Annotated in this window: 16 protein-coding genes; 2 read left to right on the top strand and 14 right to left on the bottom strand. The window is 53.0% G+C overall.

Annotation, left to right across the window (positions count from 1 at the left end):
- Positions 1-174 precede the first annotated feature (174 nt).
- From DUE52_RS08870 to fbp, 5 genes are all read right to left on the bottom strand, one after another.
- Positions 175-2,301, bottom strand: coding sequence for a xanthine dehydrogenase family protein molybdopterin-binding subunit (locus DUE52_RS08870; protein ID WP_114405635.1), 2,127 nt, complete (start codon positions 2,299-2,301; stop codon positions 175-177).
- A 20-nt stretch (positions 2,302-2,321) separates the two neighbouring features.
- On the bottom strand, positions 2,322-3,335 hold the full coding sequence (locus tag DUE52_RS08865) for an FAD binding domain-containing protein (RefSeq protein WP_114405634.1): 1,014 nt from the start codon (positions 3,333-3,335) through the stop codon (positions 2,322-2,324).
- A gap of 19 nt (positions 3,336-3,354) precedes the next feature.
- Complete coding sequence (locus DUE52_RS08860) at positions 3,355-4,155, bottom strand: 2Fe-2S iron-sulfur cluster-binding protein (RefSeq protein ID WP_114405769.1); 801 nt, start codon at positions 4,153-4,155, stop codon at positions 3,355-3,357.
- A gap of 117 nt (positions 4,156-4,272) precedes the next feature.
- A complete protein-coding gene (locus DUE52_RS08855) occupies positions 4,273-4,443 on the bottom strand; it encodes a hypothetical protein (RefSeq protein WP_374755893.1) in 171 nt (56 codons plus the stop codon).
- Positions 4,444-4,486: 43 nt separating this feature from the next.
- Positions 4,487-5,488: a class 1 fructose-bisphosphatase gene (gene fbp / locus DUE52_RS08850; protein ID WP_114405768.1), complete on the bottom strand. Its 1,002-nt coding sequence runs from the start codon at positions 5,486-5,488 to the stop codon at positions 4,487-4,489.
- A gap of 296 nt (positions 5,489-5,784) precedes the next feature.
- On the opposite strand from fbp, the gene DUE52_RS08845 reads away from it, so the two are divergent.
- Positions 5,785-6,798, top strand: coding sequence for a LacI family DNA-binding transcriptional regulator (locus DUE52_RS08845; protein ID WP_114405633.1), 1,014 nt, complete (start codon positions 5,785-5,787; stop codon positions 6,796-6,798).
- A gap of 89 nt (positions 6,799-6,887) precedes the next feature.
- On the opposite strand, the gene DUE52_RS08840 is transcribed toward DUE52_RS08845, so the two are convergent.
- The 7 genes from DUE52_RS08840 to DUE52_RS08815 all read right to left on the bottom strand — a co-directional run bounded on the left by DUE52_RS08840 (position 6,888) and on the right by DUE52_RS08815 (position 12,557).
- Complete coding sequence (locus DUE52_RS08840) at positions 6,888-9,881, bottom strand: outer membrane beta-barrel protein (protein ID WP_114405632.1); 2,994 nt, start codon at positions 9,879-9,881, stop codon at positions 6,888-6,890.
- Between the two features lie 160 nt (positions 9,882-10,041).
- Complete coding sequence (locus DUE52_RS08835) at positions 10,042-10,362, bottom strand: hypothetical protein (RefSeq protein ID WP_114405631.1); 321 nt, start codon at positions 10,360-10,362, stop codon at positions 10,042-10,044.
- A 76-nt stretch (positions 10,363-10,438) separates the two neighbouring features.
- Positions 10,439-10,948 carry a Spy/CpxP family protein refolding chaperone gene (locus DUE52_RS08830; RefSeq protein WP_165840901.1) on the bottom strand — a complete coding sequence of 170 codons (510 nt, stop codon included), beginning with the start codon at positions 10,946-10,948 and terminating at the stop codon, positions 10,439-10,441.
- Entirely contained in the window at positions 10,941-11,276 is a 336-nt protein-coding gene (locus tag DUE52_RS32365; protein ID WP_165840900.1) for a hypothetical protein, read from the bottom strand. The genes DUE52_RS08830 and DUE52_RS32365 overlap by 8 nt, the downstream gene beginning before the upstream one ends.
- Positions 11,277-11,281: 5 nt before the next feature.
- Positions 11,282-11,887 carry an RNA polymerase sigma factor gene (locus DUE52_RS08825; RefSeq protein ID WP_229312112.1) on the bottom strand — a complete coding sequence of 202 codons (606 nt, stop codon included), beginning with the start codon at positions 11,885-11,887 and terminating at the stop codon, positions 11,282-11,284.
- 117 nt (positions 11,888-12,004) lie between these two features.
- Positions 12,005-12,334, bottom strand: coding sequence for a DUF5615 family PIN-like protein (locus tag DUE52_RS08820; RefSeq protein ID WP_114405629.1), 330 nt, complete (start codon positions 12,332-12,334; stop codon positions 12,005-12,007).
- On the bottom strand, positions 12,318-12,557 hold the full coding sequence (locus tag DUE52_RS08815; RefSeq protein ID WP_114405628.1) for a DUF433 domain-containing protein: 240 nt from the start codon (positions 12,555-12,557) through the stop codon (positions 12,318-12,320). The genes DUE52_RS08820 and DUE52_RS08815 overlap by 17 nt, the downstream gene beginning before the upstream one ends.
- Positions 12,558-12,860: 303 nt before the next feature.
- On the opposite strand from DUE52_RS08815, the gene DUE52_RS33065 reads away from it, so the two are divergent.
- On the top strand, positions 12,861-13,094 hold the full coding sequence (locus tag DUE52_RS33065) for a PLDc N-terminal domain-containing protein (RefSeq protein ID WP_114405627.1): 234 nt from the start codon (positions 12,861-12,863) through the stop codon (positions 13,092-13,094).
- A 90-nt stretch (positions 13,095-13,184) separates the two neighbouring features.
- Here DUE52_RS33065 and DUE52_RS08805 read toward each other — a convergent pair whose 3' ends face one another.
- Together DUE52_RS08805 and DUE52_RS08800 are read right to left on the bottom strand one after the other, a co-directional pair.
- Entirely contained in the window at positions 13,185-13,970 is a 786-nt protein-coding gene (locus tag DUE52_RS08805) for a dienelactone hydrolase family protein (protein WP_165840899.1), read from the bottom strand.
- A gap of 514 nt (positions 13,971-14,484) precedes the next feature.
- Positions 14,485-15,564 carry a glycoside hydrolase family protein gene (locus tag DUE52_RS08800; protein ID WP_114405625.1) on the bottom strand — a complete coding sequence of 360 codons (1,080 nt, stop codon included), beginning with the start codon at positions 15,562-15,564 and terminating at the stop codon, positions 14,485-14,487.
- Positions 15,565-15,747: the final 183 nt, after the last annotated feature.

Raw genomic sequence — 15,747 nt, 5'->3', positions numbered from 1 at the left:
AATAAGGCTAAAAAAACCAGCCATCCCTATATCATTTTCTCGGCAATGTATAGGATATTATCATCCCCAAAAAAGACCAAACGACGCTTTGCAAGACCGCCGTTTAATCAGAACAGAAAACTTCGCATCCGTGGTCGAACCGTTTGAAAACCGTCCGGGAGCCTGCGGTTTTTCTTACAGGAGTTTATCCGGCGTAATCGGCAGTTCCCGGATGCGTTTGCCGGTGGCGTTGAAAACCGCATTGGCCACGGCCGCAGCCACGCCAACAATACCGACCTCGCCAATTCCCTTCACGCCCAGTGCATTGGAAACCCGGTCGTCTTCCCGAATAAAAATCGCTTCCATCGCCCCAATGTCCAGATTAGCCGGAACGTGATAATCCCCGAACGAGCGGGTGACAAAATTCCCCCAGCGCGGATCAACCACCGACTCTTCGGTTAGCGCCATCCCGATGCCCCAAACATTACCGCCAATGATCTGGGAGCGGGCGGTTTTGGGGTTCAGGATTTTACCGGCACCGGTTACGGCCAGAAACCGCGTCACCCGCACCATGCCGGTCGCAATGTCGACCCGCACTTCGGCAAAATTGGCATTGAAGCTGTGGGAAGAATATTGATCGGCATTGGCGGGCGGTTTGGCATCGACCCGGGTCTGATAATCAGCTACGTTTTCGGACACCATCAATTGCGCAGCCGTTGGGCGGACAAAAAACTGTTTGCCGGATTTGGCAATCAGTTCATCCGTTAGTTTTACGCAGACATCATGCACGGCATTGGCATAACTCGACGCGCCCACCGAACCCACCGAACCGGCGGCTGGCGGCAAATCCGAGTCGCCCAGCTTTACGGTAATTTGATTCAGCGGCAAACCCAGCGCATCGGCCGCCGTTTGGGCCAGAATCGTGTGCGTTCCCGTGCCCAGATCCGCAGCCGCCAGTTCAACGCGGGCCGTGATGGCATTGCCCTTGCGGTTTAGCGATACCCGCGCCGAACTCGGCCGTTGGTGGGCCGGGTAGGTGCCACAGGCGACGCCGTGTCCCATCAGGAAATTGCCCTGCTGGTTCTGGCGGGGTTCGGCCTTGCGTTTTTCCCAACCAAAAGCTTTGGCTCCTTCCTGCAAACACTGCACTGTCGTGCGCGACGACCAGGGCTTGCCATTGGACGGATCGCGCGTCGGCTCGTTTTTGAGCCGCAATTCAATGGGGTCCATTTTGAGCTGATACGCCAGTTCGTCCACCGCCGACTCCAGCGCAAAACTCCCCGTGGATTTCCCCGGACCGCGCGTATAGGTCGGCAGAATCAGATTCATCGGAACCACCCGGTAGGTAATCAACGAGTTGGGAACCTCATACATAATTTTCGAGCAGTCGCCACACGGTTCCACAAACTCGTTTTCGATGGCGCAATGGGTGGTGGTTTCGTGGGCGAGTGCCGTCAGCTTACCGTCTTTGGTGGCGGCCAGACTCACTTTCTGGTGGTTTTGTTGCCGCAAGCCCACCGAGTTCACCATTTGCTGGCGGGTCAGCGCGAGTTTGACGGGGCGGTTCACCACTTTGGCCGCCACCGCCGTCAGCACCAGATTCGCCCATTGACCACCCTTCGATCCAAATCCACCACCGATGTACGGCGAAACGATCCGGACATTTTCCGTTTTAATATTAAGCGTGGCCGCAGCCGCATTTTGGGCACCGTTTACGATTTGCGAACTGTTATACAGAATCACCTTCTCACCCTGCCATTCGGCAATGGTGGAATGGGGTTCCAGCGGGTGGTGGTGTTCGATCGGCGTTCCATAGACCGCTTCCACTTTGAATTCCGCGTTCTGCAAAGCCGCTTTGGCATCGCCCCGTTTTGCGTCGGCCTTCTCTTTGTCCTCCGGTAATACGGCTTCTTTTGAAAGCTTCTCAAAATCAACCTTTGCTTCGCTTTTGTCGTACTCCACCTTCACCAGGCGGGCCGCGTGCCGGGCCTGTTCGTAGGTTTCCGCCACCACCAGTCCAATGTGCTGTCCATGAAACTCAATTTTTGGGCTTTGCAGTAACGCTCCGCCCCGAATACCGCCATCGGTTTTGAGCTTTGGCGCATTCTTATGGGTAATCACCGCCAGCACACCGGGCGATTTTTCCGCCGGACCGGTGTCGATCGAGCGAATTGTTCCGGCGGCAATGGTGCTTTTAAAAAGGACAGCGTAGGCGATGTTCTTCACCGGGTAATCGGTCGCATACGCGGCTTTTCCCGTCACTTTCAAAATCCCGTCGATGCGACTGACCGGCGTACCGGTCACTTTGTTTTTTTCCTGCATGAAATTGATTCAGTATACGATCAGGACCGGTTTCCGGTGAAGGCCACTTGCAACGCCCGGACGATGCTTCGTTTTCCAAGTTCAACCTTAAACGCATTGTGTTCCAGCGGTTTGGCATCCGCCATTTCGGCTTCGGCGGCCCGTTTAAAATTCACTTCGGTGGCTTCCTGACCCACCAGGAGTTGTTCGGCTTTCAACGCCCGCCAGGGTTTGTGAGCCACCCCGCCCAACGCAATCCGGGCCTGCACGATCCGGTTGCCGTCCAGTTCCAGCGCGGCTGCCACCGAAATTAGGGCAAAAGCATACGAAGACCGGTCCCGGACTTTCAGGTAATAAGACTTTTCGGCAAAGCGGTTTTTGGGCAGTTCAATGGCCGTGATCAGTTCGCCCGGCCGGAGGTTCGTGTCGATTTCGGGCCGGTCTTCCGGTAGGCGGTGAAAATCCGCCAACGCAATGATCCGCTCCGGTCCGCTGGCACTCCGGACTTTGACGACAGCATCGAGCGCGGCCAGCGCAACGGCCATGTCCGACGGATGAACGGCAACGCATTTTTCGGACCAGCCGAAGATGGCGTGCATCCGGTTGATGCCTTCGCGGGCACCACAGCCCGGCTGTTCGCCCGGCTCGCGTTTGTTGCAGGGCATGGCCACATCGTAGAAATACGGACAGCGGGTTCGTTGCAGGAGGTTACCGCCGTTGGTGGCCATGTTCCGAATCTGCCCGGATGCCCCCGCCAGAATGGCCTGAGCGAGCAGCGGGTAATTTTGGCGAATCAGCGGATGATTGGCCGCGTTGGTGTTTTTTCCCAGCGCTCCGATGGAAATACCGCCTTTATTCGCGCCCTCGGTGAGCGGTTTGATCTGGATGAGGCTGAGCCGGGTAATGTCAATCAGCTCTTCGGGCCGCTCCACATCCTCCTTCATCAGATCCAGCAGGTTGGTGCCGCCCGCCAGAAACCGGGCGTTGGGTTTTCCGGCCACACTTTTGGTTGCCGAAGAAATATCAGAAACAGTCGTAAATTTAAAAGGTCTCATGGGTACGGGGTTTGTCCAATTAGCCGATCAACTGCCAGGTTTGTTCCACCGGTTTTCCGCTGTGTACTTCCTGAATTGCAGCCACAATGTTGGGGTACGCTCCGCAACGGCACAGATTCCCCGACATCCGCTCCCGGATTTCTTCGTTGGAAAGCTGGACCGGCCCCGGTTTCGAACGAATCGATTCCGTGACATAACTGGCCTCTCCCTTTTTGGCTTCATCGAGCAGGGCCACCGCCGAGCAAATTTGCCCCGGCGTACAGAAACCGCACTGAAAACCGTCGTGTTTGAGAAAAGCAGTCTGCATCGGGTGGAGACGATCCGGCGCTCCCGCGGTTCCGTTGGCCAGTCCTTCGATGGTTTGCACCGACCGGCCTTCGCAGGTTGCGGCCAGGGTCAGGCAGGCCAACACCCGGCGTCCGTCCACGATCACCGTGCAGGCACCGCATTGGCCGTGGTCACAGCCCTTTTTAGAACCGGTAAGTTCCAGCCGTTCGCGGAGCGTATCGAGCAGCGTCATGCGGGAATCCACCGTCAGTTTTCGGGCCGTCCCGTTGACTTTGAACGACACCGCAACACCGTTTTCGATGGTTGCCGACGAAAGTTCATCCGGCAGTGGCCCGCTCGGAGATCGGGTAAAAACCTGCTCGGCAGCGGCTGACTGCCAGGCCAGAATGCCGCCACCAGCCAGCCCCATCAGTTTCAAAAAATGACGCCGGTTGACGCCGGTATCGAGGATTTCGTCCAGATCTTCCGGCATCAGATCTTCGAACAGTTTCTTTTCGTCCTCGGTCAGATCCGGGGCGTTGTGGTCTTCCATCATGCAACGTTCTGGAAACAAAGATTCCCTATACACTCCTAACCCGGAAAACGGTTGAAAGTTTATAGGGAATCCGGGAAAACATTGAACGTTCCGAACCAGCCGGGCAGGAGCGGTTTATGCCAGAAATCCGACCAGATTTTCCACCATCACCGGCGACCCGATGTAGAGCGGGGTACGCTGGTGAAAACTATCCGGTTTAATATCGAGAATGGATTGCTGTCCGGTGGTGGCGACGCAACCGGTCATTTCGGCCAGAAAAGCCAGTGGAAAGGCTTCGTACAACAGCCGGAGTTTGCCAAACGTTCCGAACCAGCCGGGCAGGAGCGGTTTATGCCAGAAATCCGACCAGATTTTCCACCATCACCGGCGACCCGATGTAGAGCGGGGTACGCTGGTGAAAACTATCCGGTTTAATATCGAGAATGGATTGCTGTCCGGTGGTGGCGACGCAACCGGTCATTTCGGCCAGAAAAGCCAGTGGAAAGGCTTCGTACAACAGCCGGAGTTTGCCATCGGGGTTCTTTTTGGTCGGCGGGTAGAGGTAAATACCACCTTTGAGGAGATTCCGGTGGAAATCGGCCACGAGCGAACCGATGTAGCGGGCGGTGTATTTTTTCCGGCGGCACGCGCTCAGGTAGGCTTGCACACCCGGTTCATAGTCGTCCAGATTGCCGTCGTTGCAGGAATAAATCTGTCCATCGGCCGGGCATTGAATATCGGGATGCGACAAAATGAATTCGCCCAGCGACGCGTCGTAGGTGAATCCGTTGGCGTTATGTCCGGTGCTGTAGACCAGAATTGTTGAAGAACCGTAGAGAATGTAGCCGGCCGCCACCTGCCGGCGACCGCCCTGCAAAAAATCCGCCATCGTGGGCTGCGTGCCGATGGGCGTTACGCGCCGGTAAATGGAAAAGATGGTGCCGATGGACACGTTGACGTCGATGTTGGAGGAGCCGTCGAGGGGGTCCATGGCCACGACGTATTTGGCGTGGTTGTTCCCGGTATAAATAATCTCTTCTTCTTCCTCCGAAATGATCGCGCAGGCTTCACCCCCGTTTTTCAGCGCGCGGCTGAACCGGATGTTGGCAATCATGTCGAGTTTCTGCTGACTTTCGCCCTGTACGTTCTGAATGCCCATGCCGCCGGTGAGGTCGATCAAACCTGCCCGGTTGACTTCACGATGGATGATTTTACCGGCCAGTGCAATGTCGCGTAACAATTGCGAGAGTTCACCGGTTGCGTACGGGAAAGCCGTTTGCCGGTGCATGATGTACCGATCCAGGGTTACGCCAACGGGCAACGCCAACGGGTGCGAGGCCGTTATTTCCATCTGCTGAACATTCATAATCGTCGAGAATCGTTATAGGTGAATAGATTGTTTACAGAGAAAATCGGTTGTTGGCCGACGTAGCCCGCGCAAAACAAAAATTAGCTTTTTCGCAGAATGGAAGCAACCGGGGAAATAGCCTGAACGGTTCGGTTATTACGATAAGATTAGGCAGGATGTTTTTTATTTTAAAATTTTACCGCATATTTATTCACGCAATCGTTACCGGGAACGTTGCCAGAAATTAAATTCTTCGGAGAAGGGCTGGGTTATTTTTTGAATTTTACCAATAATGCACCTTGGACACCATAACCATCAAAGATATTGCCCGCGCCTTAAATCTCTCGACCTCGACGGTATCCCGGGCGTTGCGGGACAGCTATGAAATCAACACCGAAACCAAGCGGCTGGTTGTCGAATACGCCGAACGGCTTCAGTACCGACCCAATCCGATTGCGCTGAGCCTGAAAGAAAACCGCAGCCGGGTCATCGGTGTGGTGGTTCCCCAGATTGCCAATCTCTTTTTCTCGCAGGTCATCAATGGCATCGAAGCCGTCGCCTACAACCGGGGTTATCACGTTAGCATTTTTCAAAGTCACGAATCCTACGAACGGGAACTGGCCACGGTGCAGCAGGTGGTGGCCCGGAAGGCCGACGGCCTGCTCATCTCGCTCTCGAGCAACACCTGCAACGTCGCCTATCTGCGTCAGCTTCAGGAGAAAAAACTACCAATTGTGTTGTTCGACCGCGTGTCGAAAGACCTGGAGGTGCCGAGCGTAACGGCGGATAATTTTGCGGGAGCCTTTGCCGCCACGGAACATTTGATCCAGACGGGACGCCGGCGGATTGCGCACGTCGCCATTCCGGCCACGATCTCCATTGCCCAGGAACGGCTGGCGGGTTACCGGGCAGCATTGGAACAGTACGGCATTCCGTATGAAGAGAAGTTGGTGCGACACGCCGGTTTCGGCCCGAACGAGGTGGACCCTATTGTCGATGATCTGCTCCAACAAAAACCAGACGCGTTTTTTGCGGCCAGTGACCGGCTGGCCATCGGTTGTCTGACGGCACTGAAGAAACGAAACATTCTGATTCCAAGACAAATAGCCCTGATCGGTTTTACCAACATCACCGTAGCCGATTTGCTGGACCCACCGATGACGACCGTCGAGCAACCGGCCCTGGAAATTGGTCAGGTGGCCGCCGGGCGACTGATCGATCTGATTGAAGGAAAACAAAATGCGGTCACGACCGACTCCTTGAAAATCCCCACCCGGCTGGTGATCCGGGCATCAACAAAAGCGGGGGCTTGAGCCATTTCGCCCCGTTCCCCTAAAGGGGACTTTTTGAATCCGGATTAAGCTACGTCCAATGTCCCCTTTAGGGGAACGGGGCAAACAAATCAATTATTCCCCGGACGGCCACCGCCGGGGAACCGCCCCCCTCCTCCGCCACCATTCCGCCAGTTCTGGCCGTCGGGCCGGTCGGTGCCGCGCGCCGGAGAGGCTGAAGCTTTAAACTGGCGCAGGTTGTAGGTGAACGTCAGCATAAAATACCGTTGCAGCACCTGCGCCCGGCTGTTTTCCACGTACGTATCGGTTTGGGTCACATTCAGGCTGTTGTTCTGCTTCAGCAAGTCAAAAACCGACAACCGGAGTTCGCCCCGCTGGTCTTTCAGGAATTTCTTGCCAACGGCCGCATTCCAGAGCGTATACTGCTGGTTGACACTGCCGTTGAAACCGGTATACTTCTGGTTCGAAATGTCGGACTGCAACACCAGACCCGGCCCGAATATCCAGTTGATGCGGCCACTCAGCACCTGAAAATAATACTTGTTGTTGTTCTGTTCCTGAAGCGAATATTTCACATCGTTGAAGTTACCCGAATACGAAAACGAAAAGTCCAGCTTCTGGCTGATGTTGCTGCTCAGGCTGACGCCCTGCGACCAGGTGGTTGTGTTGGCGTTGTTGATCTGGTTGTTGATCAGACTCGGCGACGTTCCGTAGCTGTTTCCGGCGTTGATGCTGATGTTACTCTTGATGAATTTGAGCGGGGTGCTGTAGGTAACAAACGTGCGGAGGTTCCACAAACCGCTCAGGTTGACCGGGCGGGTCAACTGAACGCCCTGCCCCAGCGTCGTGCCGTCGGGCAGGGTGGCGGTTCCGTTGCTGATGACGGTAGACGTTCCGATGTAGTCATTGGTCGAACCCATGTTGACAAACACAAACAGGCTGCGGCCTTTGACCGGTTTGGTGAGTTGATACCGAACCGACACGTTGTGGCTATACGACTGCTTCAAATCCGGATTTCCGGTGGTCAGAAACAGCGGATTGGAGTTATCGAGCACATTCTGGAGCTGCGTGACCCCCGGTGCCTGTGTATTGGTGCGGTAAAATAACCGAACGCGGCTGTCGGTCGACAGTTTCAGATCCAGCATCGCCGATGGCAGCAGGTTGTTGAAATGCGCCTGAACGTCGTTGTTGATCGGGAATGTCTGGTCGCTGAGCAGATCCGCCCGCTGGTAGTTCAGGTTGACGTTCAGCCCCATTTTCGGTGACCGGTAATTGTAGCCCACGCCCGCCTGGTTGGTAAAATAATCATTCTGAAACGTGTTCGACAACAGCGAATCCAGTTGATCGTAGCGCTGCGTGGCCGGATTGTAGCGGTTCGTCCGCCGGGTCGCGTCGCTATAGCGGTAGGTCGTCGTATAATTGATTTGCAACTGACTCAGCTTGCTCAGCGGTTCCGTAAAAGCCGCATTGAGCGAATACTGGTAGCTCGGCGTATTGGTATTGGTTTCCTGCTGAATGCGCTGATCCGGCGTTGCTCCCGTAAAATATTCATTCAGCGACAACTGCGAATTGTCCCGGTCCTGCGTGCTGATCTGGGTGCCAAAATTCAGGGAGAGCGACCGTCCGCGTTTGGCAAACCGGTGCCGGAACAGAATGTTGTTGCTGAAGTTGAAAGCCTTGGTTCGGCTGATGTTGTCGGTATTGCTCCGGTTCAGCAGCAGGCTGTCGGGTGGCAAAACCGGGTTGAAGTTGTTGCCCAGCGTCTGGTTTTGGGAGGTGCTGTCGCCAGCCAGGTACGTAATCCCTTGCGTGCTGCTCGAAGAACTGTTGTTTTGCCACCGCAGCCGGGGCGTAATCAACAGCGAGTTGTTGGAATTGATCGTGTATTCGAGCCGAAAATCCAGCCGGTGGTTGTAGTTTTCGCTGCGGGTGTTGCTATTTTCCAGGTAATTCTGGCTGGCATTTTCGGTCAGCGTATACCGGCGAAAAACCGTCTGGGAATTGGCGTTGTTGCTGTTGTTGAAAAAATAGCTCCCCCGAATGGTAACGTGCTTGCCCCAGTCGTCGGAAAAGTTGAGCCCGATGGAGTTCGTTTTGTTGATCCCGCTCTGCTGACCCACCAGGAAGCTGTCGTTGCCACCTCCTCCACCACCGCGGTTGCCACCCCCGCCCCGGTTTCCACCCCGGCCACCGCCACCACCACCTCCGCCACTGTTGCTGCTGGCGACGCCGGTTAAATCCTGCGAGGAGAAGTTTTGCTGGTTGATGTTGTTGCTCAGCCCAACGATCGAAAACCGCCGGGCGCCGTTGAAGAAATTGACATTTCCCCCCGCCGAATACGTATCGTCCGTTCCATAACCGGCATAAATCCGGCCAAAGACGCCGTTTTGCCGGTCGCCCCGCGTCACGATGTTGATGGTTTTTGAGGTTTGCCCGTCATTAAAACCGGTAAACTGCGACTGGTCGCTCATGCGGTCGAAAATCTCGATTTTATCGACCACTTCGGCGGGTAGGTTGCGGAGGGCAATGCTCGGATCGTCGCCAAAAAAGATTTTCCCATCCACCAGCACCTGCTGCACATCCTCGCCCTGGGCTTTCACGGTTCCGTTTTCCACCGTAATCCCCGGCATCTTCTTGATCAAGTCTTCGGTGGTCGCATCACGGGTGACTTTAAACGCTTCGGCATTCAACTGGAGCGTATCGCCTTTCTGCTGGGCGGGCGGTATTTGCCCCTTGATCACGACTTCCTTGAGCGTTTTGGCGTCTTCGGTCAGCGTGATGGTGCCCAGATTCTGGACCGATTCGGTAATTGTGATCACTTTATCATAATCCGTAAAACCCAGGTAGGTGGCTTTCAGCCGGTAGGCTGCCGGATTGAGGTTCATGAAGGTAAAGACGCCACTTGTATCAGTAACGGTGTATTGAACCTGGGTCGTATCCTGCTGCGACGTCAGAATAATGGGTACCCCGATCAGAACGCCGTTGTTGACATCGGCAAATTTTCCGGTCAACTGGTTGGTTTGGGCGAACAGCGATGTTCCCGAAATCAGCAACAAAGCCAAAACCGGAAGCAAACGAAAAAAACGTAGAAAATTTACCTTCATGGTGCAAGTGCGTAAGTGCGGATTTTCACAGATTTGTCACCGCACGGGAATCCCGGGACGGTGACAAATACTGCGAACGACTGAACTGAAAATTTGATGAAGTGTAATCCCGAGACCGGATTACCACAACGACACGTTGTTCTGACTATTTGTTTGAAATTTACCGGTTTCCACCCCGACGACCGCGCATGGCCCGTTCTTCCTTGAACGTTCCCTTGGCGTCGAAGACCACAATTTTCCGGGTGGTATCGGCCGCCACGACCACATTATAGTTGTCTTCTTTGTCTTTCATGATCCGCCGAACCGTCATGCCAGGGTATTTATCTTTCACATACGCCATCACTGGTGCGGGCAGTGCGCTTTCTTCCACCTGCGTCATTCCCTGCATCTGACCGCGTCCGCCCCCCTGTCCGTTCTGCGCGTTACTTTCGAAAACCGTCATCCCGGCCAGCAGCAGGGCAATGAACATTCCTTTTTTCATGATCGATTGCTGTTTAGTTGTAGTGCTTAGATGTCAATGGCCCGGAAACCCTGCGGGCTGCGGACCAAAAAAGAATTTATTTTTCGGAACGGTCCCGGCGGCTGGAATCCGAGCGGTGTTTTCCCGACCAGCCCGATCCACTGAAAGAACCAAAACCAGGCCGTTCGGCCAGAACTTTCTGTAATTTCTGCCGCTGTTCGGGCGTACACAGGGCGCTCACCTGCTGAAAATGCCGCAAGGTCAGCACGTCCAGCCGAACGCTGTATTCTTCCAGTTGCCGGGCCTGTTGCGTCAACTGCACATCGGTCTGCGTCGAATCATTGACCTGCCGGAAAAACCGCTGGCGTTCCTGCCGCATCGAATCCAGCAGGGGCCGGATGGTTTTGAAATGGCTTTGCCGCATGGCCCGGTATTGGGTGCGTTGTTCTTCCGAAAAACCGAGGGTTTTGGAGAGATACGACCGACCGTCACCCTCCCGGTGGTGCCGCTGGGAACCCAGCCACATCCAGGTCAGCAAACCGGCGTTGAGCAGCACCAGCGCGATGATGATGCCGATCAGCATTCGAACTCGATTCCGGTCATTCATCGGCGTAAACAGTTTGGTGGTCCAGTTGATAATCCTGTACAAAAGCTTCGTAGGTTCCGGCATCGGGTTCCGGCATGGACGGGCTGGGGCGGGTTTGCCAGAGCGCCACCGACACATTGAGTGCCACCAGCATGCCGAGCGTTCCGAGGGCATAGGCCGGGCGTTGCAACCACCACGGCAGACTGCCCGCTCCTTCCAACTGGTCCAGGCGGTTTTTCAACCGGCCCTCCAGTCGGGTATAAAAGAAAGGCCGGGGCTGGGCGGGCTTTAGGTGTCCCAACTTCCGAAACCGGTCTTCCCACTGTTGATCTTCTTCGTTCGTGTTCATGCTTGTCACGGGTTATTTCTTTCTTTATAATACGGGCCCAACAGTTTCCGAAGATTCTGTTTCGCCCGGTGCAGCAGCGACTCGACCGCCGACACGCTGACCTGCATCACCTCCGCAATTTCGCGGTGGCTTTGTTCGTCGATGTAATGTAAAATGAATGCTACTTTTTGCGTATCAGCCAGTTGGTCAATGGCTTTAAACAGGGTGCGCATCTCCTCCTGCTGCTCCAGCGAAACCCCCGGATGGTGGAAATCCGGCGGATCGTGCAGCACTTCGTTGTTCAGCCCAAACAAGCTGGTCAGGACCGAAAACCGCTTTTGTGCCTTCCGTTTCCGGTGGTGCGCCAGGGCTTTGGTGGTCGTAATGCGATACAACCAGGTCGTCAGTTTGGCTTCTTCCCGAAAATTCTGAATGGTTTGGTACACTTCAATGAATACCTCCTGGGCAATATCCTCCGATTCTTCGGGATGCTGCACAATCGCCAGCGCCAGGTTGTAGACCTTGTCCTGATGCCGTTCGACCAGCATCCGAAAAGCCGACGCACGGCCTGCTTTCAGCTCAGCAATCAGTTCGGATTCCTGCAAACGGGCGGTATCGTTAAAAGTGAACACAAGGGATTAGGTACGAAAGATTGAAAAAACCTGCGGGAATGGGGTAACTTTTTTCGGCTAACCAAAAAAAGCACCACGCCGGTTTGGGATGATGCTTTAAGATTATAGAATGAAGCTCTACTCTTGGGTTATGATTACAGGACCAGCGGGCAGGGTGTCCGGATTTAAAAGAGGCTTAATTTTGGATGATAACGTAGTCAGTACCGTATACGTGTTAATTTCTGCGTGCAGTACAAATACTGTCAGAGTGTATTTCACAAAGTTCTGTTGATGTTGCAGATTCTTATCAAAAGTCAGCAGAGCATGAAATCCATCAGCAATCATCAACTTCAGTAATTCACCATTTTTGATCCCCTGCCAGCCTTTGTCACGAACCGTAAAAACGTCATGATCGGGAAAGTCCAATTTTAATCGTTTGGGCAGATTTTCGTCAAGCAACAGCCGCATAAAACTGGTTTACGTTCCGTGAAGTCAACAACCGGTTTGCCAGATCAAGAATGGCAACGGCTTGCTCTTTTGTCACGGTGGGAAAGTCGTCTAAAAATTCGTCCAATGAAACCCCTGCTTCTAAGTGATCAAAAAGCGATTCCACCGGAACCCGGGTTCCGGTGAAGACAGGTTGTCCTCCCAAAATATCGGCGTCTACGGTTATCAGTTCCTTGATGTCCATGCCCTAAAGATAATCATTTTTCACTACCCACGAATTCTTTGCCGAACCCATTTATTTCACCACTGGAAACTGGAAAATCCGCAAACTCTTGCAGCCATACGGCACCAGCGTAATTTCTTTTTTCAGTTCGGACTGGCTTCCAATTGATACATAACGCTCTGCTCGTGGAAGCCATTCAACTTACCGCCAAGATGCCCTGTCCGTTACCTGAAGCTGGGGCTATTCTTTGGCGGATGATACCTTCCTCATCAGTTCAATTTATTTTATATATTTGGTGGACATTCACACCAATTCAAAACTCCCATGAATTCACTATTAGCTGCTTTCCCAGGGTTCGGCTCCACCGAATTGTTGTTAATCCTGCTTTCCTTCGTTTTTTTGGGAGTTGTGATTGGATCAGTAGTGGACATTATATCTAACCGGAATCTGAATGATCTTGCTAAAATTATCTGGATCATCATTATCGTCTGTGCTCCAGTATTGGGCACCTTGGTTTACCTGTATTATAGTCGCAATCGTCCCTACTCGGTAAAATAGAATTCGACAAGTGCTTGCCTGATTCTAAAGCATCTCATAAACCGCTACCCGTTATAAAACTAAAAACACCTTTTCTACCCCATCAGCCCATTAAATCGACAGTTTAGCAATTGTCTTAGAACTGAAACCATTTTCCTCACTTGAATTCTGAAGCACTCTTTTGGCTTTTTTATTATCCTTTAAATAAGCATCAAAAAAAGATAATGTATAGTGGCATACGGCCCGGTAACTATCCGTTTGGTAATTGGTAGTCGGCTTGATGGAAGCGTAGAAAGACCAATAGGCCGTAAATTCCGCATGTTCTAGCTTCTTAAGCCGATATAAATGCTTGGTGGTGTTGGCTAACGAACGAAAGAAAGGGAAAGTAGACCAGTCTTCATTTTGATTGCAAAGATACAGGTAAGGCCCTGTTAATTGGGCCGGGTTGTAGCCGCTAACGGTTTTGATCAGATCATAATCCTGGTACTCGGTGCTACCATCCCAGCAGGCCAACGCTTTTACGTTCGGGTTCCGCATCTGATAAATGACAGTAGCCATACTTCCCCAACTGAATCCAAACGTACCTACTCTGGACGTATCCACAGCAGGGAGTTGGTAAGCCTGAGCCATGATGTATTCCAAGTCCCTAACCTGAGCCATAATACCCGCCGTATCTTTGGTCATTGTTTGCCCATGTTTCCCGGCTGACGCGGCTGAAATGACTACATAGCCGTGGCTGGCTAAGTACTCACAGGCCATATGGTTCTGATTGGCTGGTTTGCTCAATGAAGGTGCATAGAGGATCACCGGAAACTTTCTATGAACCGGCGCTGCGTTATAAACCGCCTTCGTCGGTGCCAGTAGAATGTCATCTACGCTCACGGTGAGATTTTTCATAAAGGTGGTGGCGTATTGGCGATATCCCCCCACTAGATTGGTACAAAACGCACGAACCTGGTTAGAATCGGTAGTGACAAACCCTTCCCGTTGCGTTTCCAGCCCAATATACGTTCTGTAAGGCATCAGATTCTCCGTTGATGCTTTCCGGGCAGGGTACCAAATATGAATAGACAATGGTCGGTACGGTATGCCCCTGTCCGGTTGATAGCTCCGGGTGCTGTCAACCTGTTGCTCAGTCCTGAATCCAACCTGATAGAATCCGTAACTCAATGGCTTTGTTTGCAGTTCAATGGGGCTATAGATTGACCAGTAGGTTAGTAGACAGAAACCGATGTATAACGCCTTTCCCATATAAAGTTCGTTTTTCAACGCAAAATAACTAATAAATTAGTTATAAAATTAACTTTATAGTTACCAATGACATAAATAGCTGGAAAAGTTGTAGAAGTCATGACTCTATACGGCTTCGGTTTTCAGGAGAAACTACCGGCAAAAACAGTAAAAACAGTTTTTACTGCCCTAATACACTCTTGCCCAAGTCTTTAGAAGTAGCTACGGCAATGACGCGCCCCTGGTCGCCAACGGCATTGTAGAAATGATAAACGACACCTTTCCATTTGATGACCCACGGTTTGTGGGCGTAAGTTTTGTCGTACGGTTCCGAGGGTGCAATCAGATCGTCCCCCTGCCAGTCGGTCCAGTTGACGAGGTCGTAGGAACACGCAAACCGCTCGAAAGCGCCCGGTTTCCAGAACGCACCGAAGTAAAACATCACGTACAGATCGCCGATTTTAGCGATCTGTGCATCACCACAGATGCCGGTTTTCCGGGTAATCAACGGCTCCTGCCCGTGGCGTTTCCAGTGCGTCATGTCGTTGGAAACCGCCATCGCAATGTTTTCAAAACCGGCTCCTCTGGCGTCCGGTTTTTCGCCTTTGGCGTTGTAATACATCACAAACGGATACCCGGTTTTCTTCGCCTTGTCCCGAATTATCAGACTCTTGTAGATGGTTTGGTTATCGTACCAGCGCACATCTTGATCCACCGCCGACAGCACCGGTTTCGACAACCGGGTGACTTCCTCCGGTTTAGACAAATCGTTTGCGCTCGCGATGCCCACCCCCAAACGGCCCGCTTCGTAGCCTTTTTCGGAGCCGCCCAAATACGACAACCAGTAACGGTTCCTGTATTTTTCGGGTTCGTAGGAACCGCCCCAGTCCGTGTCGATCAAAGCAACATAGCCGGCTTTCTGCGTGGCATCCCAGTCTTTATCGGTAAATGACATCAGTTTTCCCAGGGTGTTCCAGTGCAGCAGATCGACGCTTTTTGCCAGCCAGGTTTCGTAGCCTTTGCCATCAAAAATGATGTAGGTCATGTACCAGGTGTCGCCTTTACGAAAAATCGTGGGGCTGTCGACCATCCGGCCTTTGTCGGGTTGGGGCAGCACAATCCCGTATTTATAAGGCGTTTTCACCTCCTCAAAAACCGCCCGCATCTTTTCATCCGGGACGGTTGCCGCCGGATCTTTCGGCTGGGCAAAACCCGTTACGGCCATGACTACCAAAAAAGCACCGGCAATCCATTTTTTCATTTTAATTGACCGAAAAGGTAAAACGATCCCATTCCCCAACTTCCTGTTCGTGGACCAGTCCATGATCCCGTAGGGATCCAACAGCGCAGCGTCGGTAGGAGGAAGTCCGGTTATCTCCACATCTGCGTGCCGTCAGGTACGCGACCGTTGGATTTCTGCGATTCGTTGCATACCTGACGGCAC

This window comes from Larkinella punicea, from assembly GCF_003334855.1.
GTDB classification, from domain to species: Bacteria; Bacteroidota; Bacteroidia; order Cytophagales; family Spirosomataceae; genus Larkinella; species Larkinella punicea.
This window is presented reverse-complemented; position numbering and strand designations above follow the sequence as displayed.

Bases quoted from the DNA above. Each gene is read 5' to 3' on its own strand.
- DUE52_RS32365 (WP_165840900.1), bottom strand. From the start codon at position 11,276: ATGAACACGAACGAAGAAGATCAACAGTGGGAAGACCGGTTTCGGAAG.
- DUE52_RS33065 (WP_114405627.1), top strand. From the start codon at position 12,861: ATGAATTCACTATTAGCTGCTTTCCCAGGGTTCGGCTCCACCGAATTG.
- DUE52_RS08835 (WP_114405631.1), bottom strand. From the start codon at position 10,362: ATGAAAAAAGGAATGTTCATTGCCCTGCTGCTGGCCGGGATGACGGTT.
- DUE52_RS08830 (WP_165840901.1), bottom strand. From the start codon at position 10,948: ATGAATGACCGGAATCGAGTTCGAATGCTGATCGGCATCATCATCGCG.
- DUE52_RS08840 (WP_114405632.1), bottom strand. From the start codon at position 9,881: ATGAAGGTAAATTTTCTACGTTTTTTTCGTTTGCTTCCGGTTTTGGCT.
- DUE52_RS08800 (WP_114405625.1), bottom strand. From the start codon at position 15,564: ATGAAAAAATGGATTGCCGGTGCTTTTTTGGTAGTCATGGCCGTAACG.
- DUE52_RS08805 (WP_165840899.1), bottom strand. From the start codon at position 13,970: ATGAAAAATCTCACCGTGAGCGTAGATGACATTCTACTGGCACCGACG.
- DUE52_RS08820 (WP_114405629.1), bottom strand. From the start codon at position 12,334: ATGCGGCTGTTGCTTGACGAAAATCTGCCCAAACGATTAAAATTGGAC.
- DUE52_RS08815 (WP_114405628.1), bottom strand. From the start codon at position 12,557: ATGGACATCAAGGAACTGATAACCGTAGACGCCGATATTTTGGGAGGA.
- DUE52_RS08860 (WP_114405769.1), bottom strand. From the start codon at position 4,155: ATGGAAGACCACAACGCCCCGGATCTGACCGAGGACGAAAAGAAACTG.
- fbp (WP_114405768.1), bottom strand. From the start codon at position 5,488: ATGGAAATAACGGCCTCGCACCCGTTGGCGTTGCCCGTTGGCGTAACC.
- DUE52_RS08870 (WP_114405635.1), bottom strand. From the start codon at position 2,301: ATGCAGGAAAAAAACAAAGTGACCGGTACGCCGGTCAGTCGCATCGAC.
- DUE52_RS08865 (WP_114405634.1), bottom strand. From the start codon at position 3,335: ATGAGACCTTTTAAATTTACGACTGTTTCTGATATTTCTTCGGCAACC.